The organism is Vibrio sp. 1402, from assembly GCF_033340275.1.
Genome location: NZ_JAWOWE010000010.1, coordinates 90,700 through 111,480 on the forward strand (window position 1 = coordinate 90,700; position 20,781 = coordinate 111,480).

A 20,781-nucleotide genomic window follows, 5' to 3' on the forward strand; every position below is an offset into this window, starting at 1 on the left:
TGCTTAGCCATCTGGGGTCGATAAGACTTCGTGTGCGGGCGTTTGGGGCAACTCTTACGCCCGTCTGTTTGTAAACGCTGTCTTTCTAGTTAAGTATGTTGCAGACAAGTGCACTTACCTAGAACGATACAAACACCAAGCGGTGAATCGATGCCGTTTGTAGTAATTAACTGGTGACGAAGAACATGTCAAAACGTGATTTTTACGAAGTATTAGGCGTAAGCCGTGATGCCTCAGAGCGCGATATCAAAAAGGCGTATAAGCGTCTAGCGATGAAATTCCACCCAGACCGAAACCAGGGTGATGATTCTGCGGCGGACAAGTTTAAAGAAGTAAAAGAAGCGTACGAAGTTCTGACCGACCCTCAAAAGAAAGCGGCGTACGACCAATACGGTCATGCTGCTTTTGAACAAGGCGGCGGTGGTTTCGGTGGCGGCGGCTTTGGCGGCGGCGGTGCTGATTTCGGCGACATCTTTGGCGATGTATTCGGTGACATCTTTGGTGGTGGTCGTCGTGGCGGTGGTGGCCACCGTGCCCAGCGAGGTGCTGACCTACGTTACAACATGGAATTGACGCTAGAAGAAGCGGTTCGTGGTGTAACGAAGGAGATCGAAGTACCGACACTAGTACACTGTGATACTTGTGATGGTAGTGGCGCGAAGAAAGGTTCATCTGCTGAAACATGTGGTACCTGTCATGGTCATGGTCAAGTACAGATGCGCCAAGGCTTCTTCGCAGTGCAGCAAACCTGTCCTACCTGTCACGGTAAAGGTAAAATCATTAAAGACCCTTGTAATGAGTGTCATGGTCAAGGTCGTAAGCAGAAAACAAAAACACTTAATGTTAAGATCCCTGCAGGTGTTGATACTGGCGACCGTATTCGTCTATCTGGCGAAGGTGAAGCGGGAGAAATGGGAGCACCTGCTGGCGACTTGTATGTACAAGTGCACGTGAAAGAGCACCATATCTTCGAGCGTGATGGCAACAACCTATACTGTGAAGTGCCAGTAAGCTTTGCGATGGCAGCTCTAGGTGGTGAAGTTGAAGTACCAACCCTAGATGGTCGCGTAAGCCTAAAAGTGCCTTCAGAAACGCAAACAGGTCGTATGTTCCGTATGCGTGGTAAAGGTGTGAAAGGCGTTCGCGGTGGCGGTGTTGGTGATCTTATTGTTAAGTTGGTTGTTGAAACACCAGTAAACCTAAGCTCACGCCAAAAAGAACTGCTCAAAGAGTTTGAAGAGTCTTGTGGTGGTGAAGCGGCGACAAAGCACAAGCCTAAATCAGAAGGCTTTTTCAACGGTGTGAAAAAGTTCTTTGATGATTTAACCAGCTAAGACGTTAGTGAAAAGCACAAATACAAAGGCCTGCTAAAATGCAGGCCTTTTTGCATCTCGGTGTTCTTCCTAATTCCAGCAATCACTTGGTTCTTCGACATTTGTTGACGTTAAAGTAATCGTTTTAGAACCAGTCAAGCACTCGTCGTCGTCTTGTCCCAGAGACGATTTTGCTGTTGCTGTAATGGTATAGGCCGTACTTGCAGAGCTCGCAATATCGAAAGAAAATCTATTTGTGTCTGAGTCACATAGAGTGCATGTTCCTCCAGAGAGAATATGACTCCAGTCGTACCCACCATCATAAGATGTCTCTAGCTCTAGCTGAATTCGATTAAGATCGCTCAAGGCAACCGTCCTATGAGACTTGATTACATGATTAGTGTAAGAAGGGTAGGCGATCGCAGCAATGATCCCGACAATCACGACAGCTATCAGTAATTCGATCAATGTCATCCCTCTCAATCCTTTTTTGTAGCCGTTACAACGAGAAATTCGAATCATCACGAGTAGTTTCCTTTTCACTTTTCCGCCTATTTTTGGCAGGTGATAGCATCTGTGCAAGATGAATTACGGCCCTTTTGCCGTTTACATAGGAATTTGGGAAATGCCTCGCGGGTTTACGTTGTTGGAGCTTCTTATTACTGTTGCTGTACTGAGTATTATATTGGCGTTTGCAGCTCCAAGCTTTAGCCGTGTTTCACAAACTGTGCAAATGCAGCGATTAGCAACTGAATTAGCTGGTTTTCTAAGCCAAAGTAAGTCCGAGGCGGTAATGAGAAATCAAAAGTTATATATACATTTCTCTATGGCTAAAAACGTCGTTGTCAGTCAAGGTGCATGGTCTCTACAGTTAACTAACTCGTCTAGCGGCTCTGGGGGCGTAATTTTAAGCCTTTCCGGCTCTGCCTACCCTGAATTATCTTTGAAGCACAGCTACGATAATCAAAAAATAAGCTTCGATGAGGTCCGTGGACGACCCCAAGGAGGAAATATAGAGTTTTTCCCAACCAATGCTCAAAACACAAAACTACAAGCAAAGCTCTCTAACCCTCCCGGAAGGATTAAAATTTGTAGTAACTCTGGAGCTAAGTTATATGATTACCGTCAGTGCTAACAAACGTTATCAAATAGGTAGCTCTTTAATCGAATTGATGATTAGTTCTTTAATTGGATTAATTGTCCTTAGTGTAGTGGGCTCTATATTCTTGAGTTTACAAAAAACAGCAAAGGAAAAAAGCTTAGAGCTAAATTTATTGCAAGGTCTGAATATCACTTTATCTGTTATGAAAGAAGATATTCAAAGGGCAGGTTATGATGGTGGGAACGGTAGTTCACTCAAATTATCCGGAGCTACAGGAACCATAATGCTGAGCGGCGCCTCTTCTGTAGGGCTTGTGTATTTTAAAGAGGACTCAGCTGCCAATGAAGACTATCGAAATATTAAGTATGAGAAGAGAGATACTCGGTTTTTTATATGTGAAAAAGGCGTTGTGTCTCAAACACAAATATTATCTTTTGATGGTATAGATTTTTGTCGTTCTCTATTTGATGATGATATTTTCCAAGTTACCCAATTCACCGTTAGTTCAGAAACAGTGACTAATGGAGGAAATGTAAGTTCGGTCACGAGCGTTAAGTTAGGTTTGAAAACGATTGATGGAGTCTTTAGTGAAGTTGCGGAGTTTTCTATCAAACAAAGGAATTGGCAATGACATCTAAATATAGCTATTCCGGTTATACCACTTTGCTTGTGACTTCTATACTTTTATTACTTGCTTTAATTGCATCATTAGCATCATCCAAAGGTGTATTTTTTCAAATAAAAGTTGCGCAAAACGAAATAAAATCTCGACAAGCACATTGGTTAGCGGAAGGAGGTGTTGAATGTGCATGGGCGCAATTTAGAGTTAATAATATTGTACCTGCCGTAATAACAGATTGTGGCTCAGGGCTTTGGACGATTCCGAATTTTACGAGTACTTCCAAGGGGTATTTGGTTACTTCTAATGTTGGATTTACAAGCATTAGTAAGGAGATTATTTTGGGAGGTAACTTGAGTTATGGTGCAATGCAGTCTAGTGCCGACATTTATTTTCATTCTAGTGCAACGTTCTCTACTCCAGACCCAGGGGAATTGAGCAGCGATGGGTGGGAGTGTATTGCGTTAAGGTATAAAAAGCGCTTTTACTCCTCTTCAGTTGATAATAAAGGCGTAATTTATGGAGAGTCTCCCTATGCCGATTTTAACAACCCTACAAATAAAGATTGTGCAAACACGACGGCAAACCGTCATCTCTCATCTAGTGTTGGCGGGGTTGGTGCTGGTGATGATTTTACTCAAGATACAGATTTAAAGCCATTTGAATCCTTCTTTGGAGTAAAGGCTGAAGAGCATAACGATGTCCGAGATAATGGTGTATTTCATGTTATGACGGGCTCAGTGGCTGATGGTATACCTAATTGTGGTGCTGCTTTAACAGCAGAAATTCAGTCAGGGAAGCATCATTTATGGGTGGAAGGGAGCTGTGAAATCAAGCAATCGGAATACAATGATTTAGTGAATGCTACATCATCGACCAATGGCGTAACAGTGCTCATTCATGATGGTCTTTTCTCCGTGATGGGACCACCGAGCTCCGGCGCTACATCAAATAAGTTTAAAGGGGTCTTGTTTCATTTCAATCATGATTATACCCCGACAACAGCGGATTGGGTTGGGTTCGAAGCCAATGCTCACCTAAATCATGTGCCAAGTGTTGTAGAAGACTCATACAGGACAATAGCTTCTTATTATCAGCATGGTTCTTTTACGGTATCTGGTGGTCAATATTTTGATAGTGAAGATCAGGCAGCGGTTTTCTTCGATTCTTTGGACTTTAGATACAATAAAGATGTGATAGACAATTCAAGGAATGCGCATGCAATTCCTAGATGGAAAAAAGGCTCCTGGAATGATCTCTAAACAAAAAGGTTTTAACCTTCTTGAAGTTCTAATTTCTTTTCTACTTATCGGTGTTGGGGCTCTAGGTTTAACGAAGCTAAACGTGTATCTAGAACGCGAATCCGAATATGCCATAAAAAGTATTGAAGCACTTCGTCTAGCAGAAAACCAGCTCGAATGGTTCCGGACGCGTGGTGCTTCTGCGGCGATGTCTACCATCACACCTGCAAATTTTGCTTCTATTGCAACAGGCTCTTCTGTTACTGGATCTTATGTCGTCGAGTGGGAAGTTCCAGCTGCCACGGTTTCAGGAACACTGAAAACTATCACCATTACCTCTAGCTGGAAGGATAGAATCGGCGAGACGCGATCAGTTCAGCTTAAAACGATGATCTCACAATACAGTGAATTCGAAAACTAAGTTCAATTGCATACATGGGCAGGGACAAATGCGGGTGTAATTCCTGTTTAATACCGGACTTGTCACGGTTAATAAATAGTTTTTGAACTGTTAATTGAGTTGATGTGCTACTGTTTTTATTATGTTTAATTGAAGTGGTGTTTTTGCAAAATATGTCTCCAATTATGAAAAAAAATCTAGAACCTTGTGCTTTCTCCATTAGTGTTTACTAGAATACTCGTTGGATAGTAGGTCGTTATAATTATTCAAATAGGCCTTGGCACCAACATCATTCACTATGGAGTTACCATGAGTAACCAAGCTGTAAATAAGGCACCATCATCGAAGCCGAGCGGGATGGAGCGCTTTTTAAACTTTATCGAGAGGACAGGTAACAAAATTCCTGATCCTGCGATTTTGTTCTTCTGGGCATTGATCATTACTTGGGCGGCGTCAGCACTTTTGTCGAATGTATCATTCGATCTTCCAAACCCTCGAACGGGCGAAGCTCTTACTATCACCAACTTACTTACGGGCGAAGCGCTAGCAAGTTTCCTTGCTAATATGGTGACGACGTTTACTGGCTTTGCGCCACTGGGTATCGTACTTGTCGCAATGCTAGGTGTGGGTGTTGCAGATTCTTCGGGTTTTATTACGACGGGTCTTAAGAAGATGCTGAACTTCACGCCAGCTAAGCTTCTTACTCCAATGCTTATTTTGGTTGCCATTGTATCGCATACTGCGGCAGATGCAGGCTATGTTCTGGTTATTCCTCTTGGCGGTATTATCTTCCATGCGGCAGGTCGTCACCCTCTAGCAGGTATTGCGGCAGCATTTGCAGGTGTATCTGGTGGCTTCTCTGCAAACTTTATCCCTTCAGGTATAGATCCACTACTAGCAGGCTTTACGCAAACTGCGGCGCAGGTTCTTGATCCTGAATACGTGGTTAACCCATTAGCGAACATCTTCTTTACTGGCCTATCTTCCATCATTATTGTAGCGATTGGTTGGTACGTGACAGAAAAAATCATTGAGCCTCGTTTGTCAAAAATGCCAATTGATGACGATGCGGAAACTGCGCCAAACCTAGGTTCATTTACTGAACTGGAATCAAAAGCATTCCGTTATGCAGGTTGGGCAATGATGGCGGGTATTGCTTTACTTGTTGCAGCGTTAATTCCAGAAACATCAGCACTACGCTCGCCTGAAGGTGAAATTACGGCCTTCTCAGCACCGATCATGAAGTCTATCGTTCCGCTGATCTTTATTCTGTTTATCATTCCTGGTTACGTTTACGGTAAAGTGTCTGGAACGTTCAAGACCAGCAACGACATTATCAAAGCGATGGCTGACACCATGTCAACCATGGGCGCATACATTGTAATGTCGTTCTTCTGTGCTCAGTTCTTATCTGCATTTGCTCAGTCAAACATCGGTACGATGCTAGCGTTGTATGGCGCAGAAGGCTTAAAAGCGATGAACCTACCAGGTGAAGTGACCATCATCGGTATGATCCTTCTAACCGCGTCTGTAAACCTACTTATTGGCTCGGCATCGGCAAAATGGGCTTTAATTGGTCCAATCTTAGTGCCAATGCTAATGGCGGTTGGTATCTCGCCTGAGCTGTCTCAAGCGGCTTACCGTGTGGGTGACTCTGTATCGAACATCATTTCGCCTCTAATGGTATTTTTCCCTCTTGTAGTGGTTTACTGTCAGCGTTATGTGAAGTCGGCTGGTATCGGTACGCTTGCGTCACTAATGATGCCATTCTCGATCGCAATGCTGATCGGTTGGTCTATCTTCCTAGTTGCTTATTGGATGGTAGGTATCCCGCTAGGCATTCAAGCTCCTTACACTTACACCATGTAAAAACGTGTAGGGTGTGAAAGCCGCTAATTGGCAGCCAAAAAGCGCAGGTCTTCGATCTGCGCTTTTTTGTTCTCGCAAAACGAACATCGATAGGTCTTGTAACTAGGTTTTTTGGAGTTGCAAACTTTGTCTCGTGATGTGTTGCTGTAGTGAAACCGAGTTGGTGATAAAATTCCTGACTTCAATCGTTTTTTGTTTCTTTGGAGCCTCCTTTGTCTAACCATCCGTTTACCCCTCAAGATGAATTGTTTATGCGCAGAGCGATGGAGCTTGCTGAGCAAGCAGAAGCTGAGGGGGAAGTACCTGTCGGCGCAGTGCTTGTCAAAGATGGTGAAATTATCGCTGAGGGCTGGAACCGCTCTATTGGCACCCATGACGCTACCGCACATGCTGAGATCCAAACACTGCGTAAAGCAGGCCAAAAGCTAGAAAATTACCGTCTTCTGGATACGACGTTATATGTAACACTTGAGCCATGCCCAATGTGTGCCGGAGCCTTATTGCATAGCCGCGTTAAGCGGGTTGTTTTTGGAGCGCCAGATTTAAAAGCTGGAGCTGCAGGAACAGTGCTTAATTTGTTTGAAAGCCAAGCAGCTTACCATTACGCCTTAGTTGAAAAGGGGCTGCTAGAAGATGAGTGCCGCACTCAGCTACAAGCGTTTTTTAAGCGCCGCCGAAAGGAAATTAAAGCGAAGAAGCAAGCACAAAAAGCATTAGAAAATGGAGAGAGCGAACAAGGTAGTAGGAGTAGTGAGGGCTAGCAAACACCTACAACGTGGTAGATGTTTGCTTGGACGCACTAGTGATTGACTAAATGTACAAAAACACGATTACGTGAACTTACTTTCTTTTTCATACATGTCAGTTTACGTTTACGTCGGATAGCAGCTACTGTGTTATTTAAACGCTTTGACTGCACTCTACGTCTTCTCATATTCAAAACCTCCTGCAGACAAGACTTATACCAGTAAAGCGCGGCTCATCGATGCTTGGCAATAGGCTCGATAATCGCACTAAACATTGTATGGTTTAAACGTTCTTCATTTGACTTCTGCATTGCACAGAGCCAGCAAACAATTTCAATACGATGCTTAATAATAGGAGTGACGTTATTTCGGCAGAGTGTAGCCGAAAGCGCCGCTTCATCAAGTGAGCTAAACCATGTGGTTGTAAAGTAATCTGTTACAAAGCAATCAGTTTTACTAACGATGAAGAAAAGGCGACCAACCAAAGGAATGGTTGAGTGTGGTTGGTGTCACTCAGAATATTGGAGTCTAGATAAGTTTTCGTTAGGACTCAACAAAAATGACGAGCTTCATAGGCTCGTCATTTTTTAGTTTACCGCGGGTTTATTCTTCAATGCTTTCTTGTTCGGTGTCTTCTTCAACCGTGACGTCAGAAGCGCCAGAGACTTGTTCTACGACGGTCTCTACTGCGCCCGATATCAAAATGTCGGGGTTGAGCGGCGGAATCACTTGCAAGTCATCGCTATTCTCATCAATCGCTGGCTGTTGGCTGACATGACCAATGATGGATTGGTAGTAACGTCGAATATTTTCTACGTAATTACGCGCTTCATCGCCTCTGGCGTACCCATAGCGAGTTTGACTGTAATAGCGCTTCTGACGCAGTAAAGGCAGCCTGTCTTTTACATCAGCCCAAGCGTTCGGATCGCCACCTTGTGCTTTGGTGAGTCGTCGTGCGTCCATCATGTGGCCGTAACCAATATTGTATGAAGCTAACGCAAACCATATTTTTTCATGCTCGTTAATGCTATCAGGCACGCGACTTACAATACGACGTAAGTACTCGACACCACCACGAACAGATTGCTCAGGGTCCAAACGGTCAGTCACCCCGACGCTTTTCGCCGTTGGCAGAGTCAGCATCATCATCCCCCTAACACCCGTTGGCGATTTTGCTGTTGGTTTCCAGTGTGACTCTTGATAAGCCAATGCTGCAATTAATCGCCAGTCGAACTCTTCGCTGTATTTTTGGAATAAAGGTGCCCATTTAGGCAATTTGTCATCCAGAGCTCGAATGAATGCGCGAGTATCAACGTAGTCAAATGCTTCAATATGACCAATGTACTTTTCTTCGAGGGTGGACAGTTCTCCTGATTGTTTGATGTTACCGAAAAACTCTATCAGCATTGCATACAAGCTTTCGTCTTCAGAACGTCGAGTAAACCAAGACACAGGTTGATCTTCTGTAAGTTCGAACGCGAGCGCAAGATCGGGGTAAAGGCGTTGAGCTAGGGAAAGTTCCACCGAATCAGTCACAGTAAAACGTAACTCACCCTTCGATACGTATTTGAGTAAGTCTCTCGTGTCAGCATCACCAACAATTTCAAACTGAAGTTCTGGATACTGCTTCTTTAACGCTGTTAGGGTCGGAACATATTGCGATTGTTCAACGATCTTTAATGTTTGAGCGCCTGCATTTGTATCTTCGTCGGACTCGTCGTCTTTCGAGGCTTGGTATTCAATGAGTTGTTCGATATCACGTGGTCGAAGTTGCCCTTTTTTATATACCACTTGTTGGCTTACATAATAATAGGCAGGGCCTGGTCTAAATCGTTTGACTGCTTGTGACGTTTGATTTAAACCCGTAGCGATGATATCGATATCTCCTTTCTTAAGAGCAGGAAAAAGCTCAGCCTGGCGAAAGGCTGGTTTAATCTCGAGTTTGACGCCGAGCTGCTCCGCAAACTGACGCGCCAATTCGTAATCCAACCCTGCGGGACCATCGGGACCTATGTAGTAGGAAAGCTGATTGTTTAGCGTGCCAACACGAAGCACACCACGTTCTTGAATTTTTTCAAATTCACTTTTGGGCTCCGACTCAATCTGGCAAGCAGAGAGTAAAAGAACAGAAACTAAAATTAGAGCACTGCGCTTGAGCCGGTTGAAGTGACTTATTTGCATTAATAGGTACATCTTGGAAAATTTCTATTTGCCTTTATATCAAAGCGAGCTCATGGGGCAAAGTGAATCACACACTTATAACGTGACATTGTGTGTTTTATCGACATTTTAGTTGTAATTCAAATTTGACAAAAAAAATGACGCAAACGGTTGCTTTTGATGTTACATCACAAAAACAATTACTATATAATGCGCTCGCAATGACGAGGTGGAATCGGCATAGGTTCGACAGGGCTTATTTTAAGTGTCTGAATTTATTCCAATATCACCTTAATCAATTGCATAAGAGACCTAAGCACATGAGAATTTTGCGTGGCTCCCCAGCTCTTTCTGAGTTTCGTGTTAATAAACTACTGGAACTTTGTCGTGAACAAGATCTGCCTGTAACTAGCATTTATGCCGAGTTTATGCACTTTGCCGATCTAAAGTCAGACCTTGATGACCAAGAGTTAGAAAAACTTGAAAAGTTACTAACTTACGGCCCAACCATCGAAGAGCATGAGCATGAGCATGAGCCTGAAGGTCTTCTACTTCTTGTCACGCCTCGTCCTGGCACTATCTCGCCTTGGTCTTCTAAATCTACCGATATCGCTGTTAACTGTGGTCTGGATAAAGTGAAACGTCTAGAGCGTGGTACGGCTTATTATGTCGAATCTTCAGTTGTTCTATCAGAAGCTCAAGCTGACGCTGTTAAAGCGTTAATTCACGACCGCATGATGGAAACAGTATTCACAGAATTTGAAGCCGCATCAGCATTATTTACTGTTGCAGAGCCTAAGCCTGTAGCACATGTTGATATCTTAGCTGGCGGTCGTCTGGCGCTTGAAGAGGCAAACGTTTCCCTTGGCTTGGCACTCGCAGAAGATGAAATTGATTACTTGGTAGAGAACTTTACTAAGCTTGGGCGTAACCCAAACGACATTGAATTGATGATGTTTGCTCAGGCGAACTCAGAGCATTGTCGCCACAAAATTTTTAACGCAGATTGGACTATCGACGGGGTAGATCAACCTAAGTCTTTGTTCAAAATGATCAAAAACACTTTTGAAACGACACCTGACTATGTGCTGTCTGCATACAAAGACAACGCAGCCGTTATGACAGGTTCTAAAGCGGGGCGTTTCTTCCCTGACCCTAAATCTCGTCAATACACGTACCACCATGAAGATACGCACATCTTGATGAAGGTAGAAACGCACAACCACCCAACGGCAATCTCTCCGTGGCCGGGCGCATCGACTGGCTCAGGCGGTGAAATTCGTGACGAAGGCGCGACGGGTATCGGCGGTAAGCCAAAAGCGGGTCTGGTTGGTTTTACAACTTCTAACTTACGTATTCCTGGTTTTGAACAGCCATGGGAAACCGACTTCGGCAAGCCGGGTCGTATTGTGAATGCGTTAGACATCATGCTTGAAGGCCCTCTTGGCGGCGCGGCATTCAACAACGAATTTGGTCGTCCAAATCTATTGGGTTACTTCCGTACTTACGAAGAAAAAGTCACTTCTCATGCGGGTGAAGAAATTCGTGGTTACCACAAACCAATCATGATTGCTGGTGGTATGGGTAACATCCGCGATGAACACGTACAGAAGAAAGAGATCCCTGTAGGTGCGAGCCTAATCGTACTTGGTGGTCCGGCAATGAACATCGGTCTTGGTGGTGGTGCGGCATCTTCCATGGCATCTGGTCAGTCAGCAGAAGATCTGGACTTCGCTTCGGTACAGCGTGAAAACCCAGAGATGGAACGTCGCTGTCAGGAAGTGATCGACCGTTGTTGGCAGTTAGGCGACGATAACCCAATCGCATTTATCCACGATGTGGGTGCAGGCGGTATCTCTAACGCATTGCCTGAACTTGTCGACGACGGTGAGCGTGGCGGTAAGTTCCAATTACGCGATGTACCAAACGATGAGCCGGGCATGAGCCCACTGGAAATCTGGTGTAACGAATCACAGGAACGTTACGTTCTAGCGGTAGCGCCAGAAAACATGGAAGCATTCGACGCCATCTGTAAGCGTGAACGCGCACCGTATGCAGTGGTGGGTGTGGCGACAGAAGAGCGTCATCTAACGCTAGAAGATTCTCACTTCGACAATACGCCAATCGATATGCCAATGGATATCCTGCTTGGTAAGCCACCGAAGATGCACCGTGACGCAACCACACTAAAAGTGGAAAGCCCTGCCATTGTTCGTGATGGTATTGAGCTTAATGAAGCGGTGGATCGCGTACTTCGTCTTCCTGCTGTTGCAGAAAAAACATTCCTAATTACTATCGGTGACCGAACAGTTACGGGTCTGGTTGCTCGTGATCAAATGGTTGGTCCTTGGCAGGTACCAGTAGCAAACTGCGCAGTAACAGCGGCAAGCTACGACACTTACTATGGCGAAGCAATGTCGATGGGTGAGCGCACGCCAGTGGCATTACTAGACTTTGGAGCATCGGCTCGCCTAGCCGTTGGTGAGTCACTAACGAACATTGCGGCAACAGACATCGGTGATATTAAACACATTAAACTGTCTGCGAACTGGATGTCTCCAGCGGGTCACCCAGGTGAAGATGCGGGTCTTTACGAAGCAGTGAAAGCGGTTGGTGAAGAATTGTGTCCTGCTTTAGGTTTGACTATCCCAGTTGGTAAAGACTCCATGTCGATGAAAACCAAGTGGGAAGAAAACGGCGAGAGCAAAGAAGTCACTTCTCCACTGTCGCTAGTTATCACGGCATTTGGTCGTGTGGAAGACGTACGTAAGACCGTGACTCCACAACTACGCACTGACAAAGGAGATACCTCTCTAGTTCTTGTTGACTTGGGTAACGGAAAAAACCGCTTAGGTGCGACAGCATTGGCACAAGTATACAAACAGCTGGGTGACAAACCTGCTGACGTAGATAATGCAGAGCAGCTAAAAGGCTTCTTTGATGCAATGCAAGCGTTAGTACGTGATGACAAGCTAGTGGCTTACCACGATAAAGGCGACGGCGGTCTTTTTGTTACACTGGCTGAGATGGCGTTCGCGGGTCACTGTGGCGTAAAAGCGAACATCGCAAAGCTGGGTGACGATGCGCTAGCCGTTCTATTTAACGAAGAGCTAGGTGCGGTTGTTCAAGTTAAGAATGATGATCTAGATTCAGTTCTATCTACTCTGGCGGCAAACGGCTTAGAGGCATGCTCACATGTGATTGGTTCTGTTGAAGCTTCAGACGACTTTGTTATCACTTCTGGTGATGCAGTTGTGCTTGAACGTTCACGTACCGAACTACGCGTTATCTGGGCTGAAACAACGCATAAGATGCAAAGTCTACGTGATAACCCATCGTGTGCAGACCAAGAGCATGAAGCTAAGAAAGACAACTCTGACCCGGGTCTAAACGTTAAGCTCAGCTTCGACGTAAATGAAGACGTTGCAGCACCGTACATTGCGAAAGGTGCTAAACCTAAGATGGCAATCCTACGTGAGCAGGGCGTTAACTCCCACGTCGAAATGGCAGCAGCGTTTGACAGAGCAGGCTTTGAAGCAACCGACATCCATATGAGCGATATCCTAACGGGCCAAGCGGTACTGGATGAATACCATGGCCTAGTAGCTTGTGGTGGCTTCTCTTACGGCGACGTACTAGGTGCGGGTGAAGGTTGGGCTAAGTCTATCCTGTTTAACGCACAAGCTCGTGAACAGTTCCAAGCCTTCTTCAACCGTGAAGAGACGTTCTCTTTAGGTGTATGTAACGGTTGTCAGATGCTATCAAACCTGAAAGAGCTGATCCCAGGTGCAGACTTGTGGCCACGTTTTGTGCGCAACGAATCTGAGCGTTTTGAAGCGCGCTTTAGTCTAGTTGAAGTTCAGAAATCTGATTCTGTATTCTTCGACGGCATGGCTGGTTCGCGTATGCCAATCGCGGTTTCCCACGGAGAAGGGCGTGTAGAAGTACGTGATGCAGAGCACCTAGCAGCGATTGAAGCATCAGGTACGGTTGCGGTTCGTTACGTGGATAACCTCGGTAACCCAACACAACAATACCCGAACAACCCGAATGGTTCGCCAAACGCGATTACCGGTTTAACAACAGCAGACGGTCGCGTAACTATCATGATGCCTCACCCAGAGCGCGTATTCCGCACAGTTGCAAATTCTTGGGCTCCGGAAGGTTGGGGTGAAAATGGCGCTTGGATGCGTATGTTCCAAAATGCCCGTAAGAATATCGGTTAATTAACCAAAGGTTAATCTAGCTTAAGTAAAGCGTTGGTTGAGAGACCAGCGCTTTCTTTTTTCTTCGTCGCTCTTTCTAGTGACTTGGCGAAACGTTGCTTTGTTCTGTCTCTTCTTTGTCATCTATTATCTAGCGTAAAAAACTTGCAGCGTTTAGATTACTTTTATGCTCTAATACCGCGCTTACCAAGGGATGGTGTTAAACAGCTCAGCTTAGATGGAGTTATCAAGTTGACCGAATCCCTGATTGATCCCTAAATCCCTTAGGAAATGAAAGAAATGTCTAAGAATCCAAAATTTGCTATCCGCGTCACTGAAAAACGTAACGGCTGGAGCGCAGAAATCACTCGCCAAGTGACATCTCGTAAGACTGTAGTATCAAAGCGTGAAACAGGCTTTGACAGCGAAGAGAAAGCACAAGCTTGGGCTGAACAAGAACTGGCTGGGTTTATCCAAAACCAAGTGGTTCGTAACGAGCGTAAAGCAGCGCAACGTCAAGAGCGTGAAGCAGAACAACTAGCGGCAAAAGTTCGTAAAGAAGAAGCCCGCAAAGCACGTGAAACCGAAGTAGACACTGACGAAGAATAAGTTTAAATCGGTGAGATGGTGACGTTACCCATCAAACAAATAGTGAAAATGCCCTGAGTTTTGTCTCAGGGCATTTTTTATTTATATCGGCTAAAAACAATCCGACGATACGGACAGGCTAAACGTGCCGTCTTCAGGGGCGGCAAATTGTTTATTGCCAGGAAGAAGGTGAGGGTTATTAGCATAAGTGCGATGTGTCGATTTGACCTTTGCAGAATGTCTCTCTGGTAAATCAAAGTGTTGTAAGCCGTCAGATAGATCGTTTGCTTCACCGTAGTCGAAATGTGTTGCGACGTCTTTGGGCTGCTTGGCGTAACGACAGTGATCCGGCTTACCATCTTCGTGCCAAGTTAAAGAGTTAGTTTTTGCATCTAGATTCAGGTTATTTGCTGCTGGCTGTGCGTAAAAATCTTCTGAAACTTGGTGCTTGCTTTGTTCTTGTAAGTAGTCTGCAATGTTCTCAGAAGCTTGCGCTAGGCTACCTACAGGGAAGAAGCAAATCAGAAGAAGCCGTGTTTTTAGATTGTTCATAATGTGTATGCAAGCAAAAGGAAATGATAATACTGATAAATAAAACAGCGTGCAATTATGGCCATTGGATACGATATAACAGGGCAGTTAATGTCTGCCCTGCATCTTTTAGGTATGGTTAGTATTGATAAGTGAGGTGCAGTTTGACTTCGCGACCAGGCGAAGGCACGCCATTAGATAGGTATGCTTCGTAGTAACGATCGGTTAAGTTTTTCACAACCGCGCCAATGCTCAAGCCTTCGACTTGTTGTATTTCCCAAACCACGTAAGCGTTTTGTAGCGTGTATTGCTCACTTGGCGATTTCACTTTTAAATTGTTACCGCTTGCCTTGGTTTTGGTTTGCGCATCATACCAACGGACTTCCCAGCCCGTACGTAAACCAGGAATCCATTCGTAACCTAAACCCAGATTAATGTTTAATGGCGGTACATCAGGATGATCATCATCTGAACCTGTAGAGTCAGATAGGCTACCTTTGTTTTTGCCGCGAATGTAACTTGCTGAGAAATTACTGTAGAAATCTTCAATCCGGTATTGTGAAATTAGCTCAAAGCCATAGTTTTTAAAGCCATCTAGGTTTGTATTCCAGCTTTGTAACTCAGTAGTATTTTTGTCGAGGTTTTCGCCCGTTCGTATATCAACTGTGTCGCTAACATCGTTATAGAACATAGTTAACTCTGTTGCGAGGTTATCGCGAGAGTTCACCAGCCCTTCCGTTAAGTTGATAACGCTTGCTTGATAAGCATGGATACGAGACACGTCCAGATTCAAAGCAGTAGCCGTAGCGGTAGCGCGCGCATATTGCACTGAGTAGATGTTATCAACGGTTGGTGCTTTTAGAGCGTAGGCGTAGGAGGCGTTTAAACGCGTATTATTGCTCGCATCAAAGTCGATATCCAAACGTGGGCTAAAGCCTTTATGCGTCGTTTCACCATAGTCATGTCCGGCAGCTGGATCATTATAATCCGGCGCTGCGTTCCCTTTTCCTTCACTCTTGATGTATTCGTAACGCAGAGAAGGTGTGATTGTTAGGCGGTCTGTTGCTTGATAGTGATCAGCAATGTAAGCGGCATAAATTGACTGCGTGCCAGATGGTTCGTAGTAAGGGGTGTACCAACCGTAGTTTTTCGCTTCATTACTGTCGTATGATGCGTTGAATACTAACGAGTCTCTATCGGTTTTTTGATATTGAAGCCCAGTGACTAGAGTGTGGTCTCCGAATTGTGCTTGGTTAAACACATCAACGTAGTCACGCTCGTAACTCAGCCATGACTCATGACCGTAACTGCCAACAGAAACGAACATTTTCTCGAATGCTACGTCAGGGCGAACCCAATGACGATCGTTTTCGGAACGTGCCATTTTGATATTGAAATCAATATACGGGTTAGTCGGCATGTAGTGGTAAGAGATGGTTGTGGTGTTGTCCGTGTATTTGTTATCGACGGTGTAAGCGTATTGGGCTTTTTCTAATGAGCCGTATTTCTTGATATTGTATTCGGTGATGTTAGGCATTTTTCCGCGACGGTTAGCCCAAGGTTTACGACCTTCATCTTTGTAGCGAGTATGGCTAATTTCAAACTCGTGATCGTTATTTTCATAACCGACCTTTACGAGCATGTTTTCTTGCTCATAACCTGAGTAATCTAGCGTTTCACCACCTCCGACTTTAATGTCATCAGAATCTTTTACCGAGCCATTCGCTAGAAAATAAAAACCAGTATCGTTTTTACCATAGAGTGTTAGCGTGTAGGCGTTCTCATCGCCGTTGGTGTTGTATGCACTTGAGATGCGAGCACCAAAGTTTCTTTCGCCGTACAGGAGATCATCGACACTTTTGGTTTTAATGCGAATCGAGCCACCAAACTTCCCGTTGAGTGCTCGATAGTCGTGCGCGCCCTTGATAATTTCTGCTTCGCCAATTAAGAACGGATCAAAAAAGAAGGTACCGTAGCGGTATTGTTGAAAGCCAATTGGAGCGCCATCGACAAAGACGGCGATATCGCTTGGATCATCAAAACCACGAATGTTAATACGTTCGCCACCAGAACGACCGCCACCATCTATTGATGCACCGGGAACGGCATCGATCATTGAGGCAAAATTAGAGTACTGTTGCTCTTCAATCTCTGACCAATTAATGGTGGTTTGCGCAGGCTCAGCAATGGTAATAGGTTTGGCATAACGAACGCCTATGACTTCAAGCTCTTCATTTGGCGCTGTCTCGGCATATGAATAAAGAGGGAAGAGCAAAGCCAGTGAAATGAGATTTACTTTGAATGGATGACTTTTTAATCGTTTCATATTGATGATTTATAGTGTTTTTATGAAGCTGGGATTATAAGAACATTATTACGATTAATAAATGATAATGAGATTAATTATCAAATGTGTTTTTGCGACGGATTGTAAAGTTTTTTATCCATTCGTGGAAACTACGATAAGTATCGTTAGCGTACATAAAACAAAAAGCCCAGCATCATGGACGCTGAGCTTATTGGCTTTAAACAAGATAGTGCGAGCACTGTTGCTCCTTTTGAGCTAATCAGGCGCCTATTTGATAGGAATTACTGAGTTTCTAACGGTATCTGTCCGGTTGTCAGCGGCTCGGCATCGAATTCAGTGAGGCCTTCAATATAGCTTTCGACTGCTTGCTCTAAAGCATTATCACCTTGGTTAAAATAGGCAAGGTGGAAAATTGCATCGCCTTCGTTCACCAATGGTAATGTTTGTTGACCGATAACCAAACCACGCTTCGGGGCTTTTAGTTCTATCTCATCATGACCAAGAGGAGAGCTAATATAAGCGAGCGTTTCCCCCTGTTCTACTTTGTCTCCCAGATTAACGACAGTACGCAAAATGCCGTTACCTGACGCGCGAACCCAGCTGGTGGACTTCGCTATGATAGGCTCAGGCAGCTTTTTCCTGCTCGCACGCAACATACCAATGGCTTGCATTACGCGCCGAACCCCGAGTACACCAGCGCTTATCGAAAGTGGATCAAAACGCAATGCTTCGCCAGCTTCGTAGGTGAGCACTGGAATATCGCATTTTTCTGCTTCACTGCGTAAAGAGCCATCACGCAATGCTGAATCAACAATCACTGGCGTCGCAAATGCTTGAGCAATACGTAGAGTTTCTGGGTTGCTTAAGTTTGCGCGAATCTGTGGCAAGTTCGTGCGGTGAATGGCTCCTGTGTGTAGATCCAAAATGTAGTCACAACGCTTGGCAATGTTGTTAAAGAACCCGTGTGCCATACGAGATGCAAGTGCGCCTTTTTCACTGCCAGGAAAGCAACGGTTGAGATCTCGTCGGTCGGGCAAGTAACGAGATTTATGGATGAAACCAAAAACGTTAACGATAGGTACTGCAATGACAGTGCCTTTCAGTTTTTGTGGATCCAGTTGGTTAATGATCTGACGAACGATTTCTACGCCATTAAGCTCATCACCATGGATAGCAGCATTCACCATTAACACTGGTCCTTCTTGTTTCCCATGGATGATTTCCACAGGAATAGATAAAGGCGAATGTGTATATAGCTTCGCTGCTTCAAATTCGATCTCTAATCGTTGTCCTGGTTGTATTTGATGTCCTAAGAGCTCAAACACTTTGCTTTTTTTACTTCTGGCCATAAACCATCTCTGTCAAATGCGTCATCAGCAATGTAACAATTGCTGCAAAATCGCACTAATCATTCTCATTAAGGACACGACAAATTACTTTAATCGTCATGCGTGAAATTTTGGTATGTGTGAAGTTTTTGTTTTCAATATGATCTTTTCTATCAGTTTAATACATAACAAGACATAGAGAAGAGTGCGCAATAATAGCCTTAAAAAATGTGACTGTATTAAAAATAATACTGTTCATGGAGGACAAAAAAACGGACTTTTAACCCTACTTTTTATCCGATAATATCCGCGCCGAATTTGAGGTTTCACACTTTCTAACTAGAGGTTTTGATGAAAAAGGCAATTGCTAAAATTGGTGCATTGACTGCGGTAGCAGTTTCACTTTCAGGTTGCGTAGGTAGTAATGCCGTGACAGGTTATGTTATGGGGTTTAACTTGAAAGCTGTTGACAACCGTTACGCTCGAGGTGGTCTAAATATGCTTTTAGCGCCTGTTTATGGTGTCGCGATCGCAGCGGATTATATCGTGTTTAACTCTCTAGAATTTTGGACGGGTAAGAACCCGTTAAATGGTAAGCCACATATCTTCGATACAAAGGTAGATACTTACATTGATGTCAATCACCAGTTAGATAAGTCGTTAACGACTGCACCAATCGCACCATTAGCGGATAACCGTGTCATTGAGCAGGGGCGAATGCAGCAAATCGATGAGAACACCGTTCAAATGGATATTACTTACAGTAACGGTGAAAAGGCGACACTCATGGGTGTACGCGATGGTGAGTTTGTTACTTACTACATTGATGGTGAAGTTGCTGCACAAACCTCAATGGATGAGTTAGCCGCTTACGCGCAAAACCGTGTGTAGTTGGGTTCAACTAAACCAAAAAAAGGGTGCAGCGCTAAGTATACAGTAAAAACCATGTCTATTTATGAAAGAGTGAGTGGTAGCCCTTTGCTGGCAATGCTTCTTTTCAATATGAAAGGCGTACATACTATGTATATTGGTGTGTACGCTTTTTTATCCCTGAAGGCTTAGCAAGGTGATGGCCTCACTGCGTGAAACCATCACCTTGCCAAAAGGGTATTTAAGGGGAATGGTAGTAAAATAATAAAGCCACTCCTTATGCTCGCACTGCTCACTAGGCATTTATAATTTTTCTTGCTCACTCGATGAAACACGTTTCTGGACAAAACTGAGTCAGGGGCTTTACTAAATTAGTTGACCATGAATTACCATTTCTATGGGTAACCTCCTTTCTCATGGCCAATTTTGCCATTTCAATACAGTAATTTTGAAATGTATCTGCTAATTCACACAATTTATTGCCATATATCTTCACCTTTTCGTTAACTTATTGGATATTAGTTATGTATTGTTATTCATAAGGTTCGGCATGACTAAGTTACCAATTGGATTTAGATGCTCTACAGATAGATTCAAAAAATCTAAGCAGGCTGAAGAAAGGGTTGAAGAGATTGATGAGAAGATAAGGCAAGTAATCAATAATCTTCGAAAATCAGAGCTGGGTTCAAAAGAGCATAAAGATTTAACTAATACTTTAAATCAATTAGAGAAAGCACACAGAGAGAAAACAAAAGAGATAGCTCAACTTGCTGAAGATAAGCCACAGTTCTTCTATGCAGAGGGCGACTTTAAAAAAAATAATAAAAAAAATAAGCGCAAATCTATACAGAAAATCTTTTCTGAAGAACAGCAAAAAGCCAAGTTAAGAGAGTGGAATAGCATTCAGGCTGATGCTAGAAGAAGACGTGAAACTGCTCTTGATAACAAAAAGCGCTCTCAGTTAGAAAAGCAGAAAATTATTGATAACAGGAAATTTGTTGGAGAATTGAGAAAAGAATCTGAAACTCTTAGGCAATTTTCAGGAATGGACATAAGCGGAGATACTATGAAACGTGATGGTGTAGATGTATTCATTAGCCATGCATCAGAAGACAAAGGTTCAATTGTTAGAGATTTAGCTGATTCATTGATAAGTGAAGGTGTTAGTGTTTGGTATGATGAATACTCATTGTCTATTGGTGATAGTCTTAGCTCTTCAATCAACAAAGGCCTGAGTGAATGCACCTTTGGTATTGTTGTTCTTTCGCCAGATTTTGTTAAAAAGAAATGGCCAGAGATTGAGCTGCAAAGCCTTTACGCAAAGGAAGTACACAACGGTAAATCAATCTTACCAATCTGGCATAGGATCACCTTTGATGAAGTAATTGAGTTTAATCTTCACATGGCAGACAAATTTGCGCTGAACACTTCTACTCACTCCGTTGAAATGATTACCAAGCTAATCATCAAAGAGTTAGATAAAAAATTGATTGAATCCTAA

General features: G+C 43.9%; 16 protein-coding genes. 11 read left to right on the forward strand and 5 right to left on the reverse strand.

Annotated elements, in window-relative coordinates:
- Window positions 1–185 precede the first annotated feature (185 nt).
- Entirely contained in the window at window positions 186–1,334 is a 1,149-nt protein-coding gene (gene dnaJ, locus R7044_RS17765; RefSeq protein ID WP_005381620.1) for a molecular chaperone DnaJ, read from the forward strand.
- A 69-nt stretch (window positions 1,335–1,403) separates the two neighbouring features.
- Here the strand turns inward: dnaJ and R7044_RS17770 are convergent, their stop codons facing one another.
- Window positions 1,404–1,835, reverse strand: a complete 432-nt coding sequence (locus tag R7044_RS17770; protein WP_205391100.1) for a type IV pilin protein — start codon at window positions 1,833–1,835, stop codon at window positions 1,404–1,406.
- 103 nt (window positions 1,836–1,938) lie between these two features.
- Between R7044_RS17770 and R7044_RS17775 the strand changes: the two genes are divergently transcribed.
- The 6 genes from R7044_RS17775 (at window position 1,939) to tadA (ending at window position 7,305) form a co-directional block, all read left to right on the forward strand.
- Window positions 1,939–2,448 carry a GspH/FimT family pseudopilin gene (locus R7044_RS17775; RefSeq protein ID WP_205390741.1) on the forward strand — a complete coding sequence of 170 codons (510 nt, stop codon included), beginning with the start codon at window positions 1,939–1,941 and terminating at the stop codon, window positions 2,446–2,448.
- Window positions 2,429–3,046, forward strand: a complete 618-nt coding sequence (locus R7044_RS17780; protein ID WP_005381615.1) for a PilW family protein — start codon at window positions 2,429–2,431, stop codon at window positions 3,044–3,046. The genes R7044_RS17775 and R7044_RS17780 overlap by 20 nt, the downstream gene beginning before the upstream one ends.
- Entirely contained in the window at window positions 3,043–4,296 is a 1,254-nt protein-coding gene (locus tag R7044_RS17785) for a hypothetical protein (RefSeq protein WP_205390742.1), read from the forward strand. The genes R7044_RS17780 and R7044_RS17785 overlap by 4 nt, the downstream gene beginning before the upstream one ends.
- Entirely contained in the window at window positions 4,286–4,696 is a 411-nt protein-coding gene (locus tag R7044_RS17790; RefSeq protein WP_005381606.1) for a prepilin-type N-terminal cleavage/methylation domain-containing protein, read from the forward strand. Before R7044_RS17785 ends, R7044_RS17790 begins: the two co-directional genes overlap by 11 nt.
- 288 nt (window positions 4,697–4,984) lie before the next feature.
- Complete coding sequence (locus R7044_RS17795; RefSeq protein WP_005383758.1) at window positions 4,985–6,544, forward strand: AbgT family transporter; 1,560 nt, start codon at window positions 4,985–4,987, stop codon at window positions 6,542–6,544.
- A gap of 251 nt (window positions 6,545–6,795) precedes the next feature.
- Window positions 6,796–7,305, forward strand: a complete 510-nt coding sequence (tadA, locus tag R7044_RS17800) for a tRNA adenosine(34) deaminase TadA (RefSeq protein ID WP_373921587.1) — start codon at window positions 6,796–6,798, stop codon at window positions 7,303–7,305.
- 588 nt (window positions 7,306–7,893) lie between these two features.
- On the opposite strand, the gene mltF is transcribed toward tadA, so the two are convergent.
- On the reverse strand, window positions 7,894–9,471 hold the full coding sequence (gene mltF, locus R7044_RS17805; protein WP_181881277.1) for a membrane-bound lytic murein transglycosylase MltF: 1,578 nt from the start codon (window positions 9,469–9,471) through the stop codon (window positions 7,894–7,896).
- 299 nt (window positions 9,472–9,770) lie between these two features.
- Between mltF and purL the strand changes: the two genes are divergently transcribed.
- Complete coding sequence (gene purL, locus R7044_RS17810; protein WP_225455736.1) at window positions 9,771–13,676, forward strand: phosphoribosylformylglycinamidine synthase; 3,906 nt, start codon at window positions 9,771–9,773, stop codon at window positions 13,674–13,676.
- Window positions 13,677–13,955: 279 nt separating this feature from the next.
- Window positions 13,956–14,264, forward strand: coding sequence for a DUF3622 domain-containing protein (locus tag R7044_RS17815; RefSeq protein ID WP_025998700.1), 309 nt, complete (start codon window positions 13,956–13,958; stop codon window positions 14,262–14,264).
- A 90-nt stretch (window positions 14,265–14,354) separates the two neighbouring features.
- Here R7044_RS17815 and R7044_RS17820 read toward each other — a convergent pair whose 3' ends face one another.
- From R7044_RS17820 to R7044_RS17830, 3 genes are all read right to left on the reverse strand, one after another.
- Window positions 14,355–14,795 carry a DNA-directed RNA polymerase subunit beta gene (locus R7044_RS17820; protein WP_213866988.1) on the reverse strand — a complete coding sequence of 147 codons (441 nt, stop codon included), beginning with the start codon at window positions 14,793–14,795 and terminating at the stop codon, window positions 14,355–14,357.
- Between the two features lie 118 nt (window positions 14,796–14,913).
- On the reverse strand, window positions 14,914–17,100 hold the full coding sequence (locus R7044_RS17825) for a TonB-dependent receptor domain-containing protein (protein ID WP_213866987.1): 2,187 nt from the start codon (window positions 17,098–17,100) through the stop codon (window positions 14,914–14,916).
- A gap of 263 nt (window positions 17,101–17,363) precedes the next feature.
- The gene (locus R7044_RS17830; protein WP_017820600.1) at window positions 17,364–18,431 is read right to left on the reverse strand and encodes a succinylglutamate desuccinylase/aspartoacylase family protein; all 1,068 of its coding nucleotides are present in this window, start codon (window positions 18,429–18,431) and stop codon (window positions 17,364–17,366) included.
- A gap of 330 nt (window positions 18,432–18,761) precedes the next feature.
- On the opposite strand from R7044_RS17830, the gene R7044_RS17835 reads away from it, so the two are divergent.
- Both R7044_RS17835 and R7044_RS17840 read left to right on the forward strand, forming a co-directional pair.
- A complete protein-coding gene (locus R7044_RS17835) occupies window positions 18,762–19,301 on the forward strand; it encodes a DUF3332 domain-containing protein (RefSeq protein ID WP_005381596.1) in 540 nt (179 codons plus the stop codon).
- 529 nt (window positions 19,302–19,830) lie between these two features.
- Window positions 19,831–20,781, forward strand: a complete 951-nt coding sequence (locus R7044_RS17840) for a toll/interleukin-1 receptor domain-containing protein (RefSeq protein ID WP_225455723.1) — start codon at window positions 19,831–19,833, stop codon at window positions 20,779–20,781.